Annotated in this window: 19 protein-coding genes; 4 read left to right on the top strand and 15 right to left on the bottom strand. The window is 63.3% G+C overall.

The features are described from left to right. Positions 1-179: 179 nt before the first annotated feature. The 3 genes from NKI41_RS21810 to NKI41_RS21800 form a co-directional block, all read right to left on the bottom strand. A complete protein-coding gene (locus NKI41_RS21810) occupies positions 180-599 on the bottom strand; it encodes a VOC family protein (protein ID WP_352685129.1) in 420 nt (139 codons plus the stop codon). Positions 600-672: 73 nt separating this feature from the next. Continuing rightward, positions 673-1,500, bottom strand: a complete 828-nt coding sequence (locus tag NKI41_RS21805) for a helix-turn-helix domain-containing protein (RefSeq protein WP_352685128.1) — start codon at positions 1,498-1,500, stop codon at positions 673-675. 111 nt (positions 1,501-1,611) lie between these two features. Then, the gene (locus tag NKI41_RS21800; protein ID WP_352451984.1) at positions 1,612-1,782 is read right to left on the bottom strand and encodes a hypothetical protein; all 171 of its coding nucleotides are present in this window, start codon (positions 1,780-1,782) and stop codon (positions 1,612-1,614) included. A gap of 497 nt (positions 1,783-2,279) precedes the next feature. On the opposite strand from NKI41_RS21800, the gene NKI41_RS21795 reads away from it, so the two are divergent. Further along, entirely contained in the window at positions 2,280-2,711 is a 432-nt protein-coding gene (locus NKI41_RS21795) for a TerB family tellurite resistance protein (RefSeq protein ID WP_352685127.1), read from the top strand. A 6-nt stretch (positions 2,712-2,717) separates the two neighbouring features. On the opposite strand, the gene NKI41_RS21790 is transcribed toward NKI41_RS21795, so the two are convergent. The 5 genes from NKI41_RS21790 to NKI41_RS21770 form a co-directional block, all read right to left on the bottom strand. After that, positions 2,718-4,340: an ABC transporter ATP-binding protein gene (locus tag NKI41_RS21790; protein ID WP_352685125.1), complete on the bottom strand. Its 1,623-nt coding sequence runs from the start codon at positions 4,338-4,340 to the stop codon at positions 2,718-2,720. Further along, on the bottom strand, positions 4,337-5,206 hold the full coding sequence (locus tag NKI41_RS21785; RefSeq protein WP_352685123.1) for an ABC transporter permease: 870 nt from the start codon (positions 5,204-5,206) through the stop codon (positions 4,337-4,339). Before NKI41_RS21785 ends, NKI41_RS21790 begins: the two co-directional genes overlap by 4 nt. Then, a complete protein-coding gene (locus tag NKI41_RS21780; protein WP_352685121.1) occupies positions 5,203-6,150 on the bottom strand; it encodes an ABC transporter permease in 948 nt (315 codons plus the stop codon). Before NKI41_RS21780 ends, NKI41_RS21785 begins: the two co-directional genes overlap by 4 nt. Before the next feature lie 241 nt (positions 6,151-6,391). Then, positions 6,392-7,870, bottom strand: a complete 1,479-nt coding sequence (locus NKI41_RS21775; protein ID WP_352685119.1) for an ABC transporter substrate-binding protein — start codon at positions 7,868-7,870, stop codon at positions 6,392-6,394. A 130-nt stretch (positions 7,871-8,000) separates the two neighbouring features. Next, positions 8,001-9,290, bottom strand: coding sequence for an acetylornithine deacetylase/succinyl-diaminopimelate desuccinylase family protein (locus tag NKI41_RS21770; protein WP_352685117.1), 1,290 nt, complete (start codon positions 9,288-9,290; stop codon positions 8,001-8,003). A 222-nt stretch (positions 9,291-9,512) separates the two neighbouring features. Between NKI41_RS21770 and NKI41_RS21765 the strand changes: the two genes are divergently transcribed. Further along, the gene (locus NKI41_RS21765; protein ID WP_352470461.1) at positions 9,513-9,941 is read left to right on the top strand and encodes a L,D-transpeptidase; all 429 of its coding nucleotides are present in this window, start codon (positions 9,513-9,515) and stop codon (positions 9,939-9,941) included. A gap of 143 nt (positions 9,942-10,084) precedes the next feature. Here NKI41_RS21765 and NKI41_RS21760 read toward each other — a convergent pair whose 3' ends face one another. The 5 genes from NKI41_RS21760 to NKI41_RS21740 form a co-directional block, all read right to left on the bottom strand. Then, the gene (locus tag NKI41_RS21760) at positions 10,085-11,077 is read right to left on the bottom strand and encodes a lipid A biosynthesis lauroyl acyltransferase (protein WP_352500922.1); all 993 of its coding nucleotides are present in this window, start codon (positions 11,075-11,077) and stop codon (positions 10,085-10,087) included. A 1-nt stretch (position 11,078) separates the two neighbouring features. After that, on the bottom strand, positions 11,079-12,107 hold the full coding sequence (locus NKI41_RS21755) for a zinc-binding dehydrogenase (protein ID WP_352685115.1): 1,029 nt from the start codon (positions 12,105-12,107) through the stop codon (positions 11,079-11,081). An 83-nt stretch (positions 12,108-12,190) separates the two neighbouring features. Next, positions 12,191-13,480, bottom strand: coding sequence for a beta-ketoacyl-ACP synthase (locus tag NKI41_RS21750; RefSeq protein WP_352685113.1), 1,290 nt, complete (start codon positions 13,478-13,480; stop codon positions 12,191-12,193). Between the two features lie 74 nt (positions 13,481-13,554). Then, the gene (locus tag NKI41_RS21745; protein ID WP_352500919.1) at positions 13,555-14,742 is read right to left on the bottom strand and encodes a beta-ketoacyl-ACP synthase; all 1,188 of its coding nucleotides are present in this window, start codon (positions 14,740-14,742) and stop codon (positions 13,555-13,557) included. A 38-nt stretch (positions 14,743-14,780) separates the two neighbouring features. Beyond that, a complete protein-coding gene (locus NKI41_RS21740) occupies positions 14,781-15,065 on the bottom strand; it encodes an acyl carrier protein (protein ID WP_023719977.1) in 285 nt (94 codons plus the stop codon). 212 nt (positions 15,066-15,277) lie between these two features. Between NKI41_RS21740 and NKI41_RS21735 the strand changes: the two genes are divergently transcribed. Together NKI41_RS21735 and NKI41_RS21730 are read left to right on the top strand one after the other, a co-directional pair. Beyond that, positions 15,278-15,877, top strand: coding sequence for a hypothetical protein (locus tag NKI41_RS21735; RefSeq protein WP_352685111.1), 600 nt, complete (start codon positions 15,278-15,280; stop codon positions 15,875-15,877). Positions 15,878-16,034: 157 nt separating this feature from the next. After that, on the top strand, positions 16,035-17,195 hold the full coding sequence (locus tag NKI41_RS21730) for an epoxide hydrolase family protein (protein WP_352685135.1): 1,161 nt from the start codon (positions 16,035-16,037) through the stop codon (positions 17,193-17,195). Positions 17,196-17,399: 204 nt separating this feature from the next. Here NKI41_RS21730 and NKI41_RS21725 read toward each other — a convergent pair whose 3' ends face one another. Both NKI41_RS21725 and NKI41_RS21720 read right to left on the bottom strand, forming a co-directional pair. Then, positions 17,400-17,948 carry a histidine phosphatase family protein gene (locus tag NKI41_RS21725; protein WP_352470325.1) on the bottom strand — a complete coding sequence of 183 codons (549 nt, stop codon included), beginning with the start codon at positions 17,946-17,948 and terminating at the stop codon, positions 17,400-17,402. A 106-nt stretch (positions 17,949-18,054) separates the two neighbouring features. Continuing rightward, a complete protein-coding gene (locus NKI41_RS21720; protein WP_352685109.1) occupies positions 18,055-21,066 on the bottom strand; it encodes a caspase family protein in 3,012 nt (1,003 codons plus the stop codon). Positions 21,067-21,140 lie beyond the last annotated feature (74 nt).

Raw genomic sequence — 21,140 nt, 5'->3', positions numbered from 1 at the left:
CTCAAAGGCCGGACATATGGACGCAAGCGATCGAAAACGACGCAAAACAACCGTTGCAGGCAGGGCGCCGTCCACATATGGATCCCAGGGTCTTCGCGACGCCGCTTCGCGCCTGCTCCGCCCTGGGATGACGAAGCTGGGGAGGCTTCGGCCAATCCCGAATGTGCAGCGCTACTAGTTCATGCTTTCTCGTCAGCCTTCGGCCAGTAGGTGCCGAACGACCAGACGTTGCCTTCCGGATCGCGGCAGATGAATTCGCGGCTGCCATAGTCGCGGTCGGTGAGTTCTTCCAGAATCTCGGCGCCGGCGGTCTTTGCCCGCGCGTATGCCGCGTCTGCGTCAGCGACCGCAACGTAGATCGACTTGCCGCCACCCGAACCCGGCGCGCCGACCATCTTGCCATAGGCGTCGTCGCGCGCCGTGCCGAGCATGACGATCGAAGAGCCGAAAGCGAGTTCGGCGTGGTGCACCACGTCGCCTTCGCCATAGCGGGCGCGAACGCTGAAGCCGAAGGCCTCGCACAGCCAGTCGATCATCTTGCCGGCATTCCTGTAGCGCAGCGCCGGATAAAGCCGAGGTGGTTCGGTGATGTTCGGCATGGCTGATCTCCTTCAGCGGGTTGGTCGATCAACCCAGTCTGCGCGACGGCCGGTTGCGCGTCTTGAAGAAATGTTACCTCGCGGCAAGCGCCGTCGGCGCGACGCCTGCCAGGTCGCGAAACTCGCGTACCAGATGCGCCTGGTCGGCATAGCCGCAGTCGGCGGCGATGTCGGCCCAATCGCTGTTCGCCTGTCTCGACAGCCCAAGCGCATGGTTGAAGCGGACGATGCGCGACAGCGTTTTTGGGCCGGTGCCGACCGCGTCCGAAAATTTTCCGGTAAGATGCTTGCGGCTCCAGCCAAGCTTTTCGGCCAGCGTCGAGATGCGGATCCGCCCACGCGTCGAGACGATCGTCTCATAGACCCAGACCATTTCGGCCTGAGTGCGGTCCGCGGTTGCCAACCGATCACCGACGAAGGCTTCGGCGATGGCAAAGCGTGTGCTCCAATCCGGCGCATTGCCGAGCCTTTCGCGAAGCGCGATGCCTTCGACGCCGAGCACGTCATCCAGGCCGACCATGCGGTCGGTCAGTTCGATCATCGGGCGGCCGAAGAAGCGACGAGCGCCGAGCGGGCTGAAATTGATCTGCACACAGCAGGCGCCGCCGAAGGATTCGATCACTACCGGCCCGGCATAAAGGCCGGCGGCAAAACTGGCGAAGCGGTCATTGTCGCCCGGGTCATGGCCGAGCCCGATGGCAAAGGGTTCGGCAAAGCTGATGACCAGCGGCACGGTCAGCGAGGCATATTCGACGGCGCGGAAATGGCCTGGCATGGTTTCGCGAAAGCCGCATATGTCGGTGACGGCGCCCTGAAGCCGATGGCTCGGCGCGCGCCGCACCATCTCGAACCGATCGAGGCCTGGGCTTTCGTGGCGGCTGCCGTCTTCGCTGTCGGGCATGCGCTTTCCTTCCGCCACGCGACTTTAACAGACCATTCGTCGGAATCAAAAGCGCCCGGCTTTTGGCCGGGCGCTCCGAGTTGCCTGAGATTCTGAATTGTCTGGACGTGTTTAGGCGCCGCGCATCAGGCAGCCGGCGGCCAGCACGATGTAAGCGATGACGACAATCCACACAGCAGCCAAAGGGATGAACGCAAGGACGCCAAGCGCGGCGAGAACGCCGATAATGGCGATAACAAGGGATATAATGAAAATAAGCTGGGTAGGCGCACTGAGATTCATGTTCGGTCCCTCCTCAACATGATTCGTACAACGGCATAGTATCAGGCGCGCGGTCACACACCAATGAGCGCAGCGGGTTCGCCGGATTGGCCGGCAGTTTTATGGGAGTGCCAGAACGGTGCGGCGCGTTCGATCACGAAGGGCAATCGCTTCGGACGAATGACAGTTTCCAAATTGTGGCGGAGACCACCAATTGTCGATGTCGCCGCCGCCCCTCATTGCCCTGCCGGGCATTTCTCCCCGCATAGTGACGGGGAGAAAGGGCTGGTCGCAACGTCGGCGCCTTTTCTTGCAGCGCCTGCGATTGGCGAAACCGGTGACGAGAGCGCCCCTCTCCCGTCACTAAACGGGGGATGCCGGCAGGCAGGTGAGGCGCAGCGCCAACGCCCTAAAAGGGTGAGGAGGCGAATTCAAAACCGATTGCCCTGTTCCACCATTCGCACCCGTTTGCGCCAAGCCGATTCCGCGCTACCTTCCCGACGAATCGGAAGGGGCTGATGGCGATGGGATTGCTGGACCAGATACGCTCGATCTTCGACGGCGACCCCGGCGTGCGCAAGGTCGCGGACGATCCGGTGCTGTCGGCGGAATTGCTGATGCTGTTCCGTATGATCCTGGCCGACGGTTCGGTCAGCGAAAGCGAAATGACCGCCTTCAGACGTATCTGCCGGGACGCCTTCGGCATTCCCGACACCAGCGTCGACAGCGTCATCGAATATCTCAACGATTTCGGCTACGAGACCAACAGCTCGCAGGCCGTCGCCCAATTCCGCGACCTCGACGTCGAACGGCGCAAGCTGCTCGCCCGCCACATGGCCGAGATCGCCAAGGCCGATTCGCAACTTGCCGGGAGCGAGATGCAGCTGTTGCGCCGCACGCTCGACCTGCTCGACATCAGCCCGGCCGATTTGGTCAAGCCGCAAGGCTGAGGCCGCTCACCCCTGTTCCTGCAGTCGTTTCGCGATCGCCCGGTGCAGGTCTGGAGCAGCAGCGACCAACGCCTTGGCCGCCTCGGATTGCGGGTGGTCGAGCACTTCGCTCGTCCTGCCGCGCTCAACGATCTTGCCGTCATGCATGACCATCACCTCGTCGGTGATGGCGCGGGCGACGGTCAGATCATGGGTGATGAACAGATAGGCGATGCCGAGTTTTTGGTTGAGCTCGGCGAACAAATCGAGGATCTGCGCGCGGATCGAGACGTCGAGCGCCGAGACCGGCTCGTCGGCGACGACCAGCTTCGGCCGGGTGATGATGGCGCGGGCGATCGAAAGGCGCTGGCGCTGGCCGCCCGAAAACTCATGCGGATACTTGTCCATGTCGCCTGGTGAGAGGCCGACCTCGTGCAGCGCATACGCCACCATCTCGCGCCGCGCGGCGGGCGCCGGCTTCTTCTCCAGCACATGCAGCGGCTCGGCCACCAATCTCTCGACCTTCTGGCGTGGGTCGAACGAACCATACGGGTCCTGGAACACGACCTGCATGTCGCGCCGTGCCGGCTTCAGCTCCGCCTCGCTCTTGCCGGTGAGGTTATCGCCGCGGAAGCGGATCGTACCGGCCGTCGGTTTGTCCAGTGCCAGGACCATGCGAGCAAGCGTCGACTTGCCACAGCCGGAACGCCCGACGAGCGCCATCGACTGGCCGGGCGCCATCGAGAAGGAAACATCGTCGACGGCGCGGATGGGAGCCCCTCGCTTGAGCAGCGATATGCGCCGTGCCGGATAATCCCGCGTCACATTTTCTACCCGAAGAAGAGGTTTGGCCGATCCGCTGTCATGTGTGCGGGCCCGCGCGGGCACATGCATCGAGGCCTGCGCCAGTTGGCGGGTATAGGGATGAAGCTGTTCGGACAGCGTGCGGGCCGTATCGCCGGCCTCCATCACCTCGCCATGGCGCAGGACGGTGATGCGGTCCGCCATCCCGGTCACCACGGCGAGGTCGTGCGAGATGAGCAGAAGACCCATGCGGTTTTCCGCGACCAGGTCGCGCAAAAGGTCGAGGATCTGCGCCTGCAGCACCACGTCGAGCGCCGTCGTCGGCTCGTCGGCGATCAGCAGCTTGGGTTTCAGCGCACAGGCGATGGCGATGACGACACGCTGGCGCTGGCCGCCGGAAAGCTCGTGCGGATAACGCGACAACGGGAACCGCGCCGCCGGCAAGCCGACCCGGTCGAGCATTTTGCGTGCCCGTTCCTCGGCATCCGCGCGGCTCGCTCCGGTGTGCCAGCGGATGCCCTCGGCAACCTGCTCGCCGATGGTCTTGACCGGGTTCAACGCCGTCATCGGCTCCTGGAACACCATGCCGATGTCGTCGCCGCGCAGCGCGCACATCTGGTCTTCGCTCGCCGCCAGGATATCGATGCCGTCGAAGGTGACGCGTCCGGTGGCGTGCGCCGTCCAGGGCAGTAGCTGCATCACGGTGAGCGCCGTCATCGACTTGCCGGAGCCGGATTCGCCGACCAGCCCCATCACTTCGCCCGGCGCGACGGAAAGCTCGACGTCTCTGAGGATACGGGTGCCGCCGATGGTCAGCGACAGCTTCTCGATTTCGAGCAGGCTCATCTCTGCCGCCGCGATTTCGGGTCGAGTATGTCGGCAATGCCGTCGCCGAGCAGGTTCAGGCCAAGCACGGTGACGACGATCGCCATGCCGGGAAAGATCGCCATCCACGGCGCCACCACCATGCGGGTCTGGGCATCGAACAGCATGCGGCCCCAGCTCGGCATCGGCGGCTGCGTGCCCAGCCCGACATAGGACAAGCCCGCTTCGGCCAGTATGCCCAGCGCGAACTGGATGGTGCCTTGCACCAGCAGCAGCGTGGCGATGTTGGGCAGCACATGTTCGATGCTGATCAGCGTCGTGCTCTTGCCGGCGGCGCGGGCGGCGAGGATGAATTCGCGCGGCCAGATCGCCAAGGCGCCGGCGCGGGCGACGCGGGCGAAGACCGGGATGTTGAAGATGCCGATGGCGATGATGGCGTTGAACGCCCCCGGCCCGAAGATGGCGGTGATCATGATCGCCGAAAGCAGGGCGGGGAAGGCGAAGACCAGGTCGTTCAGCCGCATCAGCACCTCGTCGACGATGCCGCCGCGCGCCGCTGCAAAGGCGCCGAGCGGCACGCCGATGCCCATGCCGATGCCGACGGCCACCAGTGCCACGGCAATCGAGTTGCGGGCGCCGACCACGATCATCGAGAGGATGTCGCGGCCGAAATGGTCGGTGCCGAACCAGTGCGCCAGCGACGGCGCCTGGGTCTTGTCGGAAATGACCAGCCTGGTGACGTCGTAGGGCGTCCAGAAGAAGGAGAGGATCGCGACAGCCGCCACCAGGGCCGTGATGACGAAGCCGGCGAGGAACGAACGGTTTCGAAACGCCTTGGCCAGGATGCCGGCAAGGTTCTCATCCGGGATGTCGACGTGCAGCGTCATTGCCGGCCTCTCAGGCGCGGATCGACCACCGCATAGGAGAGATCGACAGTGAAATTGACGACGATGACGGCAGCAACCAGCAGCATGACGACGCTCTCGACCACGATCAGGTCACGCTGGTTGATCGCCTGGAACACCAGCCGGCCGAGGCCGGGCAAATAGAAGACGTTCTCGATGATGATGGTGCCGGCAAGCAGGAAAGCGAATTGCAGGCCTAGAATGGTGACCACCGGGATCATGGCGTTGCGCAGTGCATGCCGCCACAAGACAAGGCGATAGGGCAGGCCCTTGGCGCGGGCGGTGCGGATGTAATCCTCATTCAGCACTTCGATCAGCGCCGAGCGGGTGACCCGGGCGAGGATCGCCGCCTGCGGCAGAGCGAGGGCGACCGCCGGCAGGAGCAGCGACTTCAGCGCCGGCCAGACGCCGGCGCCCCAGCCGGGAAAACCGCCGCCCGGCACCAGCCGCAGCCAGACGGCGAACAGATAGATCAGCATCAGCGCAAACCAGAAATTGGGCACGGCGACGCCAAGCTGGGCGGCGCCCATCGCAACCGTGTCGCCGGCCCGGCCGCGCCGGCTGGCGGAAAACAGCCCGACCGGGATGGCAATGACTGTGGACAGCGCCAGCGCCATCAGCGCCAGCGGCAGCGAGACGACGAGACGCTCACGGACCAGATCGATGACCGGCACCGAATAGGTATAGGAACGGCCGAAATCGAGGCTCAGCAAGCCGCCGGCCCAATGCAGATAGCGCAGCACGACGGGAGCGTTGAGACCCATCTGGTTGCGCAGCAATTCGATCTGGTCGGCGCTGGCGTTCAGGCCAAGCATCAGCCGCGCCGGGTCGCCGGGAATGATCTCCAGCACGGCAAAGACCACCATCGAGGCCAGAACCAGCGTGACGACGGCGATGGCGAGGCGCTTGAGGAGGTAGGCGGTCATGAGGAGACCGGTGCAAGCACTGGGCGAAGCTTGCGTTCCCGCCCACCCCCCTCTGTCCTGCCGGACATCTCCCCCTCAAGGGGGGAGATTGGCAGTTTCCACGCCGCCACTGTCCCTGCAACGCTAGTGGTTAGCGAAAGCGGCGGTGAGGGCTCAATCTCCCCCCTTGAGGGGGAGATGCCCGGCAGGGCAGAGGGGGGTGGGACGGAGTGCAACTTTCGCCCTTCTGTCAGCGACCCGCTCAATCCGTCCACTTCACCTTGGTCAGGTCGTTGGCCTGGATCGGGGCATTTTCCCACAGGCCCTGCAGTTTGGCGTCCCAGACGCCGACCTTCGGCAATTCGTAGAGGAAGCCGACCACGGCGTCATCGGCCAGGACCTTCTGCGCCTCGCCGAGCAGCGTCGTGCGCTTGGCCTCGTCGGAGGTAAGGTTCAATTCGTCGATGATCTTATCGAAGGCCGGATTGTCATAGTTGAAGTAATAGTCCTTACGCGAATAGATATCGATGTCGTTAGGCTCGGTATGGGAAACGATGGTCAGGTCGTAGTCCTTCTTGGTGAAGACCTGGTCCAGCCATTGCGCCCATTCGACCGGGATAATCTCGAGATCGATGCCGATTTCGCGAAGCTCGGAGGCGATGATCTCGCCACCAAGCCGCGCATAGGAGGGCGGCGGCAGCTTCAGCGTCGCCTTGAAGCCATTCTCCAGGCCGGCTTCCTTCAGCAATTCCTTGGCCTTCTCCACATTGTGCGGATAGAGGCCGGTCAAGTCGACATAGGCCTTGCTGGCGGGCGACATGTGCGAGCCGATCGGCACGCCGAGGCCGGCCGAGGCGCCGTCGATGATCGCCTTGCGATCGAGCGCAAAGGAAATCGCCTGCCTGACCTGCAGCTTGTCGAAGGGCGGCTTCTTGTTGTTGATCGACAGGATGGTTTCACCCTCGGTCGAGCCGATCACCACCTTGAAGCGCGGATCGTCCTTGACCTGGGCGACGCTGTCGGGGTCGAAGAACGGAAAGGCCTGAACGTCGCCGGAAAGCAGCGCCGGAACGGCGGCGGCGGCATCCGGAATGATGCGGAACTCGGCCTTGTCGAGAAATACCGGGGCGCCCCAGTAATTATCCGACTTGACCAGCGTGATCGATGAGCCCTTGGCCCAGTTCTGGAACTTGAACGGGCCGGTGCCGATCGGTTTTTCCTTGTTGGTGTCGGCTGTCTCAGGCGCCACGATCACCGCGTCGCCCCAGCCCATATTGTAGAGGAACGAGCCTTGCGGGTTCTTCAGCGTGACCTTCACCGTCGCGGGATCGACGACCTCGACCTTGTCGATGGCGGCAAACAGGGCCTTTTGCGCGTTGACGGAATTGTCGGCGCGGGCACGGTCGAGCGAGAATTTCACGTCGTCGGCGTTGAAGTCGCTGCCGTCATGGAATTTCACGCCTGTATGCAGCTTGAAAGTGTAGACCTTGCCGTCGTCGGAAATGCTCCAGCTTTCGGCGAGATCGGGCAGCACCTCGCCGTTCGGGCCGATGCGGGTCAGGCCCTCGAAGACATTGGCATAGAGTACCTCGTCGATTGCCGCGGCGGCACCCGCGGTCGGGTCGAGATGCGGGGGTTCGAGCGTAATGCCGATGACCAGGTCGGTGCGCGCGGCCATCGCTGAGGTCCCGGCGGCCAACGCCAGCGCCGCGGCGGCCAGAATGGTTTTCCACAATTTCATCGTGCAACTCCCCATGTCTAAAACACGTGCTCAAACCCGGGCGGATAGAAGCGTGAATTCGCCGCCGAGTAAATTGCGTTTCGTACCGTGTGCCGACGCCGGGAGGAATGTTTTTCCGCCCATGGCCGGATCATGGCGGGCCGGCGCCCCTCAGCAGCACGCCGAGGCCAATCGCCATCACCTTTGCCGAGTCCAGCATGTCGGCAATGCCGACCCATTCATCGGGCCGATGGGCGAGATCGAGGATGCCCGGGCCATAGGCGATGCAGTCATAGATGTGGCCGATACGGGCGATGTGCTTCTGGTCGTAGGTGCCGGGCGAAATCACGTAATCCGGTTCGCGGTCGAATATCTCCATGATGCCTTGCGCGACCGCCTTAACCACCGGCGCGTCGCGCTCGGTCATCAGCGGCAGCACCTCCATCAGATCGCGGATTTCGTAGTCGAACTTTTTGCGCTCGCGCTTCAGCCGTTCGAGGATATCGGTCACCTCGCTCTTGACCGCAGCGAGATCCTCTTCGAGCAGGAAGCGGCGGTCGATGGTCAGCCGACAGGAATCGGGCACGTTGGGCGAGGGCAGGCCGGGCCGGAAATCCTCCGTCTGGCCGCCATGGATCGAGTTGATGTTCATGGTCGAGCGTTTTGCGCCTTCGGGCACGACCGGCATGCGCGTCATCTTGCGGTCGAGCGCCGGAAACAATTCGTCTTCGAAGGCCCGCAGCACGGCGCCCATATGGCGCACCGCATTGTCGCCGAGGAACGGCATCGAGCCGTGCGCGATCTCGCCCTTGGTCTCGATCTCGGCCCACCAGACGCCGCGATGGCCAAGGCAGATGCGGTCCTTGTTGAGCGGCTCGGGAATGATGACGTGGTCGACCTTCGGCCTCGAGAAATAGCCGAGCTTGGCCAGATGCGCGACGCCGCCAAAGCCGCCGGACTCCTCGTCGACCGTCCCCGAAATCTCGATGGCGCCGCGAAAATCGGGAAACACCTCCATGAAGGCTTCAGCGGCGATGATCGAGGCGGCAAGCCCGCCTTTCATGTCGCAAGCGCCGCGGCCATAGACCTTGCCATCCCTGACGATGCCGGCGAACGGATCGAGGCTCCAGCCGTCGCCGGGCTCGACGACGTCGATATGCGAATTGAAGTGCACGCAAGCACCCGGCGCCCGGCCATCGAAGCGGGCGACGACGTTGACGCGCGGGTAACGGTCAGTGTCGCCAGGCGTGCCTTCGGCACGGATGAATTCGATCTCAAAACCACGCTTCTTCAGCCGCGCGCCGATATATTCGGCACATGGCCGATAGGCTTCGCCGGGCGGATTGATGGTTGGAAAGCGGATCAGATCCGCAGTCAGTGCAACCAGATCATCGGCTCGGTCATCGATAGCCTTGAGGAGCCGTTCGTTCGGTTCGTTCATTCGGCGAATTGAGCAGCGGATGAGGGGGTTTTGCAAGCCCGATGGCGAATTGCGAGGCGATTGCGTGTCGTTACGGCAACTATTGCGGGAAATCGTTCAAATTCGCTGCTTTGGATTGGTGAAATCGTCAGGGAGTAGGTGTTAGCTCGCTGGCTTGCCATCAAAACGCTGGAGAACAGCGTGACGGCAGGCAGGCAAGGGGCATCAAAGGGGTTTGATTGCATGAAAAACACTGTTCTCATGGCAGCGGCATTAGTAGCGATGCTGTTCGGTTCGTCGTTCGAGAGCCGTGCGGCCAGCCTGGTCGCGAACATCGATATTTCCTCACAGACGATGACGGTAAGATACGGGCTTTCGTATTATCGGTGGAGCGTTTCCACCGCCCGCAAGGGCTACATCACGCCGCGCGGCAGTTACCGGCCACAGCGGACGGCCCGGATGTGGTATTCGCGCAAATACGACATGTCGCCGATGCCCTATTCGGTGTTCTTCCGCGGCGGCTATGCCATCCACGGCACCGGCGCGATCCGGCAATTGGGGCGCCCGGCATCGCATGGCTGTGTGCGCCTCCACCCCAGCAACGCCGCCGCGTTCTATTCGATGGTGCGCGAAGCCGGCTTCGGCAATACGCGGATTCTCGTGACGAATTAGGGCCTGCTCCTCGGCCCGCAATAAAAAACCCGCCGGAGCGGCGGGTTCGTTGGGGCCAAATAGCACCATACCGAAATTAGTAGCATAGCTGCCGGCACAAAGCAAGAACAAAATAAGGCTTGCACCCAAAAAAGATGGTGCGCTCAGGCGGGTTTGTCGCGCATTGTCGCTGGCCGACGCTTTTTGCGGCCGCTGATCTCCCAGCGCTTGTGGAACCACATCCACTGGCCGGGGTCTTCGCGCACCCAGCGCTCGACCACGTCGTTGAGAAGCTGGGTGGTGGCGCGGACGTCGACACTGCCGCCGGCGGTGCGCGGCAAGGTGAGCTTGTCCTCGATCTCGAGCCGGAAACGGTTGTTCGGCAGGCGTACGCAGCGCGCCGGGTAGACATCGCAATCGTAGTGCCGCGCCAGGGTGCCGAGAACCCGGTTGCTCTCGCAGGGGCGGCCGAAGAATGTCGTCTCGAGCCCGCCGGTGAATTTTTGGTCGACCAGCACGCCGATATTGCCGCCTTTCTCCAGGATGGCCGCAAGTGCGAACGAGGCACCGGTCGAAGACGGCAGCAGCGATCCCATGCTCGAGCGGCGGGTCGAGAGGATGTACTCGGCGAGGTAAGGGTTGTTGGGCGGGCGAAACAGCGCCGTGATGTTCATGCCGAATGTCGCCGCAGCCACCGGCAGCAGCTCGAAATTGCCGAGATGCCCGGTGAAGACGATATGCGGCTTGTCCTCGCCAGCGATGCGCACGAAATGCTCCACGCCCTTGACCTCGACACGGCCCGGCTTCGTCGCAGCGGGATCGTAGTCGAACAAAGCATCGAGAAAGATGTATTCGGCGGCCAGGCGGGCCATGTTGCCCCACATATCGGAAGCGATCGCCTCGATCTCGGCATCGCTTTTTTCCGGATAGGCCTTGCGCAGATTGTCGACCGCAACCTGATGGCGCGCCACCCAGGGGCCGATGCGGCGGGCAGCGCGGTCGGCGAAATTGAGCGCCCTGTCGGGCGGCAGCAGGCGCAGCGCGGAGATGATGATCATCGCGACGCGCGCGACCAGCCAGTAGTTGAACTGGCGAAGCCGCCTGCCATAGCGGAATCCCACGTCCCTGCGGATCTTCCTGAAGGCGTTGCCGATCATTTCAGCCGACGCGCAGGATGATCTTGCCGAAGACGTCGCGGCCTTCCATGCGCTTCAGCGCCGCATCGATGCCGTCGAAGCCGACCTCGGTGTCGATCACCGGCGCGACCAGGCCCGCGGCCATCTTCTGCATGGCGTCGGCCATATTTTCCATGCGGCAGCCGAACGAGCCGAGCAGCTTCAACTGCTGCTGGAACAACTGCATCAAATTGATCTGTGTCGACACGCCGGAGGTCGAGCCGCAGGTGACCAGCCGGCCGCCGCGCTTCAGGCACAGCATCGAGGCGGCAAAGGTGTCGGCGCCGACATGCTCGAACACCACGTCGACGCCCTTCTTCTTGGTCAGCTTGCGCACGACGCCTTCGAAGCGGTCGTCGCGGTAATTGATGACGTGGTCGGCGCCGAGCGCCTTGGCCTTGTCGATCTTGTCGTTCGAGCCGACGGTGGTGATGACCGTGCAGCCCATCTTCTTGGCCAGCTGAATCGCGGCGGAGCCGATGCCGGAGCCGCCGGCATGGACCAGTATCGTCTCGCCGGGTTGCAGCCGGGCATTGTCGAACAGCATGTGCTCGACCGTGCCGAAGGTGACAGGCGCCACCGCCGCGCCGATTTCGCTCACGCCTGGCGGGGCGGGGACTAGAAGGCGCGCCGGCAGGTTGATCTTTTCCTGCGCAAAGCCGTCGAGATGGAAGCCGTGCACGCCCGAAACATGCTCGCAGAGATTGTCGCGGCCTTCGCGGCAGGCGCGGCAAAGACCGCAGGTGCGGGCGCCATAGATCGACACCAACTGTCCGGGCAGGAGGCTGGAAACGCCGGGGCCGACCGCCTCGACCTCGCCGGAGGCCTCGGCGCCGACGACCAGCGGCAGCTTGCGCTTGGCGAAGGCCATGCCGCGCCAGCCCCAGACGTCGATATGGTTCAGCGCCACGGCCTTGATGCGCAGTGTCACCTCGCCGAGCAAAGGCGGCGGCGGTGGCGGCAGGTCCACCGTTTCAAGCCGGCGATCCTCGATAAGTTGCAATGCGCGCATGCCAGATCCCAGGTTGCGCATGACCGAGAACCGTTTCGGAAAGGACCATGCGCACGACAACAGTGCTAGAGCGGAACGGTCGCTTAGACCGGTTCCCGCGCCATGACAAGGCAGGTGTTCTGGCCGCCAAAGCCGAAGGAGTTCGACAGGACGGTGCCGACCTCGGCGTTGCGCTTGGTGTTCGGCACCACGTCGAGCACGATTGCCGGGTCGGGATTGTCGTAGTTGATGGTCGGCGGAATGATGCTTTCGCGCATCGTCATCAGCGAAAATGCGGCCTCGACAGCACCGGCAGCCGATAGGGTATGGCCGATCATCGACTTGTTCGACGAGACCGGCATTGACGAGATCCGCTCGCCGAACACCGTCGACAGCGACAAATGCTCCATCTTGTCGTTTTCGGGCGTCGAGGTGCCATGGGCGTTGACATAATCGATCCCGTCCTCGCTCAGGCCGGCATCGGCAAGAGCGGCGCGCACCGCCGCAATCGCCGGCGAACCGTCCGGCTTGGAGCGGGTGCGATGGAAGTCGTCGGCCTTTTCGCCGCAGCCGCGCAATATGCCGAGAACGGTGGCGCCGCGGGCAAGTGCTGCCTCCAGCGATTCCAGCACAAGGGCGCCCGAGCCTTCGGCCAGCACGAAGCCGTCGCGATCCTTGGAGAAGGGTTTTGAGGCCTTTTCGGGGATGTCGTTATGGGTGGAGAGCGCCGACAGAAGCGAGAAGCGGATCAGCGCCTCGGCGGTCGCCGAGCCGTCGGCGCCGATCGACAGCGCCCTGTCGCATTCGCCGCGGCGGATCGCCTCGACGCCGAGCTGGATCGCCGTGGCGCCCGAAGCGCACGCGGTCGACAGCGTAATCGGCAGGCCGCGCGTGCCGAAACGGTCGGCAAGCCGGTCGGCAATCGAGCCGAACTGGGTGGTCTCGAAGATGTCGAGTTCTCTGAGGCCGCGCGCTACCCGCAGCAGCCTTTCGGCGCCGGAATCGTGCCTGTCTGAATTATTGGGCTTGTCGGAATTGTAGAGCGAAAAGCGCTCGCTCCAGTCGAGCTCGACCGGCGGCGAAGCGAGGAACAGCGGTCCGCCGAAATCGCCGGCATCGAGGCCCGCCTCCGACATCGCTTCCTGGGCGGCGGTTTCGGCAAGCTCATAGGTGAGGAGACTGGCGCCCTTGGAACTCGACGGCAGGAAATCGACCATGCCGGAGATGCGGGTGTTGAGATGATCGACCGGGAAGCGGGTGATTGGATGAATGCCGGACTTGCCTGAGGTAAGTGCCGCCCAATTGTCGGTTTTGCCGACACCGAGCGACGTCACCACGCCGATGCCGGTGACGGCGACGATGGGCCTGCCCATGTGGTCGTTCAGATTGGCCATTTGTTGTCCAAAAACCTGTTTCTCTTGGAGCGTCGGATCGCCCGAAACCGCGCCACACTTTTCGGTCCGATGCTCTAGGCGGCCTTGATCAGCGCCATGCCCTCGAATTGGTGATAGCCGATCGCCGTTGCAAGGACGGTCTTCGGGACACCGGCAAACGGTTTTTCGACTGTGGCGTCGAAGACAGGATAGGCGGCCTTGCGGTCGACAGCCAGTGCCGCCAGCGCCACGGCAAAGGGGAACTGCGCTTCCTTCATGTGGCCGGTCAGCGTCGAAAAGCCGCGTGCGGCGATCGCCGGATTGGCGTCGAGCGCCGATTTCTCGGCGGCGGTCGCGGCATGGGCGCCCGAAGCGCCGGAGATCGCGAGCAGCTCGCCATTCGGCAATGCGGCTTGCTTCAACAGCACGGCGATCTCGCCGTCGAGTTCGTCCCGCCGGCGCCTGGCGCGACCGGACAGGACCGGGCCGAGTTCCGCATAGATCTTCCGGCCACGGCTTTCCGCATGCTCGCGCTGCTCCAGGACGAGAAACGCGCCGCCGGATCCGGTCACCACGCCGCCGCCTTCGGCACCTTGCCTCTGCCAGACCGGCCGCCACGGACCGCGATGCAGGTAGCCGGCCAGTTCATAGCCGAGCAGCATGTCGGAATGTTCGGTCTGGAAAGCGCCGCCGACCAGAATATGCGTCGACTGGCCGGAGCGGATGCGCGCGGCCGCCGTCTCGACGGCGGCAACGCCCGCACCTTCCTCGCCCATGAAGGTGCGCGACGACCCCGTCACCTTGTGGACGATCGAGATGTTGCCGGCGAGCAGGTTGGAAAGCTGTGCCAGAAACAGCGTCGGACGCAATTCGGTGGTCAGCTTCTCGTTGAGCAGCACGTCGCGGTCATTGCGGCTTTCCGATGCCGCGAGAATGGCCGCATCGACCGCCTCGTCGCGCTCGCCGCCGCCGGCGGCCACCACCATGTCCATGGTCGCGCAGAGTTCGTCATTGCCCTTGATGCCGGCATCGTCGAGCGCAAGGCCGGCCGCATAGGTGCCGAGCCTCTGCCAGGTTTCCATCTGCCGCTGGTCGCCACGCTTGGCGATCTGCAGGTTCCAGTCGATCTCGGGCAGCGGATGGACCGTATAGGGCGAGAAGCGCGAGGCCTCCAGAACCGGCTCAAGCCGTGGCTGGACGAGCTTTTGCCAATGCGCATCCGGACCCTCGCCCAGTGACGAGACAAGGCCGATGCCTGATATGACGACGTCGTGGGGGTTCATGGGAGGCTGTTGTGGGTCGGGCGCGTCAGGCGCTGTGTTCACGTGGCGTTCTTGGCGGCGACGAGCGCGTCGATCTTGGCGCACAGGTTCTTCATGACGAAATAGTCGTCGGTCGAAGCCTTGCCGTCATTGACTTCCTGCGTCCACTTTTCCAACGGCACCTTGATGCCGAATTCCTTGTCGATGGCAAAGACGATGTCGAGGAAGTCGAGGCTGTCGATGCCGAGATCGTCGATGGTGTGGCTTTCGGGCGTGATCGTCTCGATGTCGATCTCGCTGGTATCGGCGATGATCTTGGCGACTTTGTCGAACGTGGTGGACAAGGGCTTTTCCTTCGATTGCGGGCGGAATCTGTCCGCATGTGTTTTGGGCTGTCTAATCGGTTTTTCCGGGCAGGAAAAGGCCTGATACGCCGCGCGCAGATGGGATTGCTGCCCAGGCAGAGCAATAGGGGCGCTGGCAACCCCCGGCGATATGCCGAAACCGTCCCATCTCTGATCATTGGGTGTACCAATGTACCATGGTACAAAGATCTATGACCATAGAACGCGTGCAGACCGGGGTGCGCCTGGAAAAACGATTGGTGAAGGTACTCAAGGCCTTGGCTGAGCATCGCGACATGAGCCTGGGTGACCTCATCGAGGGCATCCTGCTGCATGCTTTCGAAGGCCGGACGCCGTTCTCCGCGGCGACCCTGGAAACAATCGGCCAATTGAAGCGCATCTACGAAATGGAGCTTGCCGCAGCGGACAGCCACGGTCTGGCGGAAACCGGGGGGAGGGCGGATGACGAGCCATCTTGCGCGCAGCCACAGCATCGTGCTTTCGGGGCCGATCGACGGCGTCTTTCCGCTGTTCACGCCGATCGGAGAGACCCTGTGGGTAGACGGCTGGCGCATCGCATCCGCTATGTTCGCGTTACGCGGATTCGCGTTTCGGATTTGTCGAGGTGGCCTGCCGACCGACCACTAACGGAGGCACGGAGGCGTCGATTACCTATGCGTTCACGGCCTTGGAGCCCGGCAGGAGCATCCTATCTGTCCGAACTTACAGAGGACGCGTTCGCGGACATGATCGAGGGATGGAAGCTCCGTGTCGACGCTTGGCTGGTAGCGGTGAAATCTGACGCCAAGTAGCTTAAACGAATTGCCACTAAGGGTGGAATGTTACCTTCGTCTCGTAGATGGGAACGAGCAAGTAGCGGACAAAGCGGTCGCTCAGTGAGGTTTCCTGCGTTCTGTGCCTTGATGATGGGACAATTCTTCGCCGCTGATCGGAGCAACACCCGTGGCCATGCATTCCTTCCACATCAACATCCCGGATGAACAGATCGAGTACCTACAGCGTCGTATCCAAGCGACAAGATGGCCGTCGTCGATCTTCGCATACGGATGGGAGGACGGTACTGACGTTGATTTCCTCAGGAAGCTTTCACGTTACTGGGAATACGATTTCAGGTGGCGCGATCACGAAAAACGTCTGAACCTGTTGCCTCAGTTTAGGGTCACGATAGACGGGTGCGACATCCATTTCGTTCACCAGAAAGGAAAGGGGTCAGCGCCCTTGCCGTTGATCCTCACTCATGGCTGGCCCGGCTCCTTCGCCGAGTTCGAGCATGTCATTCCGCTGCTCACGGATCCTGCCAAATACGGCGGGGATGCCGATGACGCCTTCGATGTCGTCGCACCGTCGCTTCCGGGTTTCGGCTTCTCGTCCCCGCCGCGTCAGGCCGGCGTTAGCTCAAAGCATGTCGCGAAGCTGTGGCGGGGGCTGATGCGCGAACTGGGATATGATCGCTTCGCCGCACAAGGTGGCGACATCGGCGCCGGCGTCTCGACCTGGCTCGCTCAGCTTTACCCGGAGGACCTTATCGGATTGCACCTGAATTACATTCCAGGCAGTTTCCGCCCGACCCTCGGTCGCGGCGACCCACCTGTCACGCCGGAGGAGAAGGCATTCCTCGACAGTGCGGCGAATTTCGCCGCGACGGAGGGGGCCTACGCTTTTCTGCAGGGGACCAAGCCCCAGACGCTAGCCTTTGGACTGACAGATTCCCCAATCGGGCTAGCCGCATGGATTGCCGAGAAGTTCCGCAGTTGGAGCGACTGCGAAGGCGAACTCGAACGCGCCATCCCTCTAGACACGCTGCTTACCGACATCTCGCTCTACTGGTTCGGTAACACGATCGAGGCCTCGCTCCGGATTTACAAAGAGAACCGGCTCTGCCCCCTGATCTTCGGGCCAAGAGAGCGAATAACACCGCCCCTCGGCGTTGCAGTCTTCCCCCGAGAGCTTCCTATGCCACCTCGCTCCTGGGTCGAGCGAGTCTTCCGTGTCGAGCGCTGGACCGACATGCCGAAAGGAGGACATTTCGCGGCGATTGAGCAACCCGAACTCCTGGTCGAGGACATCCGGGCGTTTTTTCGGCCGCTGAGGCTCCGGCCGGCCAAGTAGAGGACGAAAACCTCGCCCGTTGTCACGGCTCGGAAGTCCTGATGAGACGTACCATCGCATTCGCTTTCGTTGAAAGCGCCCGTTGGTCCTGACTAAGGGTCAATGTCGACCTTCGACTCGATCAAGACCTCATCGCGGGTCGGAACCGGTATTCCGCTTAAGATACCAAACGCTAGATTTTCACTTCAACCGGCTCCGGCCCGGTCAGAAGGTAACGCGGCCGAGTACCCGCAGGCCGTCGCCTTGCGGCTCGACGACCACGGCTTCGCCTTCACGCGGCGAGATGCCGGTCAATTCCTTGATGTTTTCGAGATGCGTGACCATGACCAGATTGTCGGACCCGGAATAGCCGCGGATCTCGGCCAGGATCGCAGCGATCTGGGCGGCCTTCTCCTTTTCGTCGGTCTTCAGCAGGTCAAGCGGTGCGAACGGCTCCGGTTCGCTTTCGAAAGCAATGCGGGCGGTCTCGAGGCAGCGGCAATAGCGGCTGGACAGCACGCGCTCGACCGGTGCGGCGCGGGCGCCAAACAGCGCGCCGATCTTGCGTGCCTGTTGCTTGCCGCGCTCAGAGAGATTGACCTGGGTGGCGCATTTGCCGAGATCGAAATTGGCCGCATCGGTGGTGCCTGTGACCATGGCATGGCGAAGCAGGACCACATGCCCGCCGTCGCGCAGCAGCGCCCAGCCGGCTTCCGTCGCATGGGCTGTGGCGGAAACGGCAAGCAACAGCAGCGCCAGCACAAATCGAAGCATCAGACATCCTTTTCGGGTGACCGGCAGGCAGGTCCCCGGTGACCGGCATATAGGGACGGCAAAGCCGGCTGAAAGACAAGCCGAGTGCAACCTGCGGCCGAAACGCCTATTTCTTCGCTATCTGCTTCTTCACCAGATCGATCTTGCGGTCGGTCAGCGGGATCGGGAGTGTGTAGCCGGCTTCGGTAAAGCCCTGCTTGGCGTTTTCGAAGAATTCGATCGCCTTTTGGTATTCGGCATTGCCACCGCCATAGCTGCCGCGGTTCCAGTGGACGTCGCCGAGATTGTTCTGCTCGAAGGCCCATTGCATCGGCTGGCTTTCGCGGGTGAAGACCTTGAGTGTCGCCTCGAAGGCGGCTTCGGCTTCATCCAGATATTTGCCGGTGCGTTCGAGATTGCCGAGATTGGTCAGGCTCATGCCGATGCCGTTCTGCGCGTTTGCCCAGTCGACGGGCGAGGTCTCGAAGGTCAGCACCTCCAGCGCCGCCCGGCGCGCGGCGATCGATGCGGCCAGTTTGCCGGGGTCGGCCTCGCTCATGCTCAGCCATTGCAGCGCCGAGCCGAGGCCGGCCTGCGCCAGTGCCCATTGCCGCGGCGTCGTCTCGCGCTTGTATTCGCGCAGTGCATCGCGATAGGCCTCGATCGCCGCCTCGTAATGCACCGGCTTGTCGGTCACGCCGCCGAGCAGTTGCAGCGTGTTGCCGAGATTGTAGTGGGTCATCGCCCAGTCGAGCGGAAACTCCTTTTTGGTGTAGACGCGCCGTGCCGCCCGGTATGCAGCGGCCGATTGCTCAAGCCTGGCAGGATCGCGCGTGCGCTGGCCGAGCGTCTGGTAGATCGAGCCGAGATTGTTCTCCGCCGAAGCCCAATCCGTCGGAAAGCGCTGGCGTGTGAATATGGTCAGCGCATCGCCATAAGCGGCAGCCGCCTCTTCGAGCAGGCCGGTGCCGAGATCGAAACGGGCAGCACTGCTCAGCGCGTTACCCAGATTGAGACGGCTGCTCGCCCAGGAGAGCGGGAAGGTATCGCGTGTGCGGATTTCGAGCGCGGCGCGGAAGGCGTCGGCTGCCTCGTCGATTTTTGCCTTGTCATTGCGTTGCGTGCCGAGAGACACCAGGGTGTTGCCGAGGTTGTTCTGGACCATCGCCCACTGAACGGGCGCCTTTTCGCGCGTGTATTCTTCAAGCGCCAGCCGGTAGGCGGCCTCGGCCTCGGTCAGGCGCGCGCCGCCCGGTTCGCGTTCCGAAAGCGCGTAAAGCGCAAGGCCAAGGTTGCTTTGCGAGGCGGCCCAGTCCAGCGGGACTTTGTCGCGCGGCCGCTTCTCCAGCGTGGCGCGCATCGCCACCACTGCTTCGTTCAGGCGTTTCGGGTCGCTCTCGCGTTCGCCGATCTTCAACAGCACATTGGCCAGGTTGTTCTGGGCGGCCGCCCAGTTGATGTCGTCCTTCTCGCGGTCGAACACGGCAAGCGAATCGCGAAAGATTTTCGCTGCCTCTTCCAGCCGGTCGGTTTGGCGCTCGCGCTCGCCGATCGTCTGCAGCACCACAGCCATGTTGTTGCGGGTGATCGCCCAGTCGCGGTTCTGCTCGCCATTGGGGATGAAGTTCAGGATGACGCGGTAGGCGTCGATGGCGTGCTGCAGCGCTTGCCTGTCGCCGGTGGCGTTGCCATGCGCGTTGAGCGCTTCCGCCTCCTGGTTCTTGTAGTTCCAGCGCAGCCTGTCGTCCCATTTCTCGACCAGCGAGAAGGCCTTGCCGTAATCGTTGGCGGCCGACAGATAGTCGAAGACAAGCGCCGAAGCGTCGGCGCGCCTGGCATAGACCGCCGCGTCGGCAAGACGCTTCTGCCTGACCAGATCCTCTGCCCGATCGACCACGCCGCTGGCCTGCTCGACCCGGCCCACCGCCTGGTCGAGGAAGTTGCGCGCGGTGACGATGGCGCCCTGGCCGATCGCCTTGTCGGCCGAGGCGACGAGGCGGCTGATCTCGGGGTCGTCCGTGCGCAGCGCGTTGCGCTCGGTGATCAACTTCTTCAGACGCTCGGCCTGGGCGTCGAGCAGCTTTTGCAGGTCGGTGGGGTCCTCCGGCATGTTTTCGGTGCCGAGCGCCTTCAGCACGCCATACAGCGCGTCGAGCGGCACGCCGTCCTGCAGCGAGGCCAGTTCCACCTGTGCCCGCTTAGGGTCCGGCAACTCAGCGATCGTCAGCAGCAATTGCCGCCGCTCGCCGGTGATCAGGCCGTCGTCGCCGGTCGGTTCCTGCGGTGCTACGCCGAAGTAGAGCAGCCGGCGCAGGCTTTCATTGACCCATGGCCGCTGCTTGGCCTTGGTGTCGAGATAGACCTCCTCTGTCACCATGCGCATGACCGAGCCGAACTCGGTGCCCTTCATTGCCGCTAGGTGGCGCAGAAGTGCCGCTGCGTAGGGGCTGTTTTCGCCGACGATGCCATCGAGTGCCGGCCGCCCCGGCTCGGCGGCAAAGCCGATCACCGTTCCCAGATTTTCCGTCGCGGTCGCGTTTGCCAGTGCCCTGGCGCCGCGCACCGGCTCCAGGCCGCCGGCGCCAATCGGCGAGGCCGAGGCCGTCGGCGCCCGGCGCAGCACCGCATCCGCCGGAAACGGGTTGGTGCGGCAGGCATCGAGCAGCATGATCGTTACCGGCACGGTCGTCTTCAGTTCGTCCATGACGGCGGAAATCGGCACCAGGGCCTGATCGGCGTCCTTCAATGAAGAAACGTCAGCGTCGACCGGCACCAGATAGTTTTCGCCGCCGGCCTCGATGCCGTGGCCGGAATAGTAGATCAAGGCGACGTCGGCGTCCTCGGCATCCTCGGCGAAACGCTCGAGGTCGCGCTTCAGCTTTGCCGTGTCGCGGTCGGTGACGCTGCGCGCGTCGAAGCCGAGATCGGTCAGCATCTTGGCGACGTCGCGGGCGTCGTTGGCGGGGTTGGGAAGAGCCGCTATGTGCTGGTATTTCGACTGGCCGACAATCAGCGCCACGCCCTTGAGGCTCGCCGGCTCCGCGGCATGAGCCGAGGTCGCCACGAGGCAAAGCATGGCGCCGACGAAAGCCGTCAGCCACGCCTGCTTGAAGAAGTGCTGATTTCCGACAAGGCCCATTCGCCGCGTGTCCCCCGACAACCCTGTATAGCGCTGGCATCCAACCATGAGCAAATTCGGGCAAGATCCGAGCG

The sequence above is a fragment of the Mesorhizobium sp. M0601 genome (assembly GCF_040320845.1).
Lineage (GTDB): Bacteria > Pseudomonadota > Alphaproteobacteria > Rhizobiales > Rhizobiaceae > Mesorhizobium.
This window is presented reverse-complemented; position numbering and strand designations above follow the sequence as displayed.

Excerpts from the sequence above, each read along its gene's own strand:
- NKI41_RS21810 (WP_352685129.1), bottom strand. The coding sequence starts at position 599 with ATGCCGAACATCACCGAACCACCTCGGCTTTATCCGGCGCTGCGCTAC.
- NKI41_RS21805 (WP_352685128.1), bottom strand. The coding sequence starts at position 1,500 with ATGCCCGACAGCGAAGACGGCAGCCGCCACGAAAGCCCAGGCCTCGAT.
- NKI41_RS21800 (WP_352451984.1), bottom strand. The coding sequence starts at position 1,782 with ATGAATCTCAGTGCGCCTACCCAGCTTATTTTCATTATATCCCTTGTT.
- NKI41_RS21795 (WP_352685127.1), top strand. The coding sequence starts at position 2,280 with ATGGCGATGGGATTGCTGGACCAGATACGCTCGATCTTCGACGGCGAC.
- NKI41_RS21790 (WP_352685125.1), bottom strand. The coding sequence starts at position 4,340 with ATGAGCCTGCTCGAAATCGAGAAGCTGTCGCTGACCATCGGCGGCACC.
- NKI41_RS21785 (WP_352685123.1), bottom strand. The coding sequence starts at position 5,206 with ATGACGCTGCACGTCGACATCCCGGATGAGAACCTTGCCGGCATCCTG.
- NKI41_RS21780 (WP_352685121.1), bottom strand. The coding sequence starts at position 6,150 with ATGACCGCCTACCTCCTCAAGCGCCTCGCCATCGCCGTCGTCACGCTG.
- NKI41_RS21775 (WP_352685119.1), bottom strand. The coding sequence starts at position 7,870 with ATGAAATTGTGGAAAACCATTCTGGCCGCCGCGGCGCTGGCGTTGGCC.
- NKI41_RS21770 (WP_352685117.1), bottom strand. The coding sequence starts at position 9,290 with ATGAACGAACCGAACGAACGGCTCCTCAAGGCTATCGATGACCGAGCC.
- NKI41_RS21765 (WP_352470461.1), top strand. The coding sequence starts at position 9,513 with ATGAAAAACACTGTTCTCATGGCAGCGGCATTAGTAGCGATGCTGTTC.
- NKI41_RS21760 (WP_352500922.1), bottom strand. The coding sequence starts at position 11,077 with ATGATCGGCAACGCCTTCAGGAAGATCCGCAGGGACGTGGGATTCCGC.
- NKI41_RS21755 (WP_352685115.1), bottom strand. The coding sequence starts at position 12,107 with ATGCGCGCATTGCAACTTATCGAGGATCGCCGGCTTGAAACGGTGGAC.
- NKI41_RS21750 (WP_352685113.1), bottom strand. The coding sequence starts at position 13,480 with ATGGCCAATCTGAACGACCACATGGGCAGGCCCATCGTCGCCGTCACC.
- NKI41_RS21745 (WP_352500919.1), bottom strand. The coding sequence starts at position 14,742 with ATGAACCCCCACGACGTCGTCATATCAGGCATCGGCCTTGTCTCGTCA.
- NKI41_RS21735 (WP_352685111.1), top strand. The coding sequence starts at position 15,278 with ATGACCATAGAACGCGTGCAGACCGGGGTGCGCCTGGAAAAACGATTG.
- NKI41_RS21730 (WP_352685135.1), top strand. The coding sequence starts at position 16,035 with ATGCATTCCTTCCACATCAACATCCCGGATGAACAGATCGAGTACCTA.
- NKI41_RS21725 (WP_352470325.1), bottom strand. The coding sequence starts at position 17,948 with ATGCTTCGATTTGTGCTGGCGCTGCTGTTGCTTGCCGTTTCCGCCACA.
- NKI41_RS21720 (WP_352685109.1), bottom strand. The coding sequence starts at position 21,066 with ATGGGCCTTGTCGGAAATCAGCACTTCTTCAAGCAGGCGTGGCTGACG.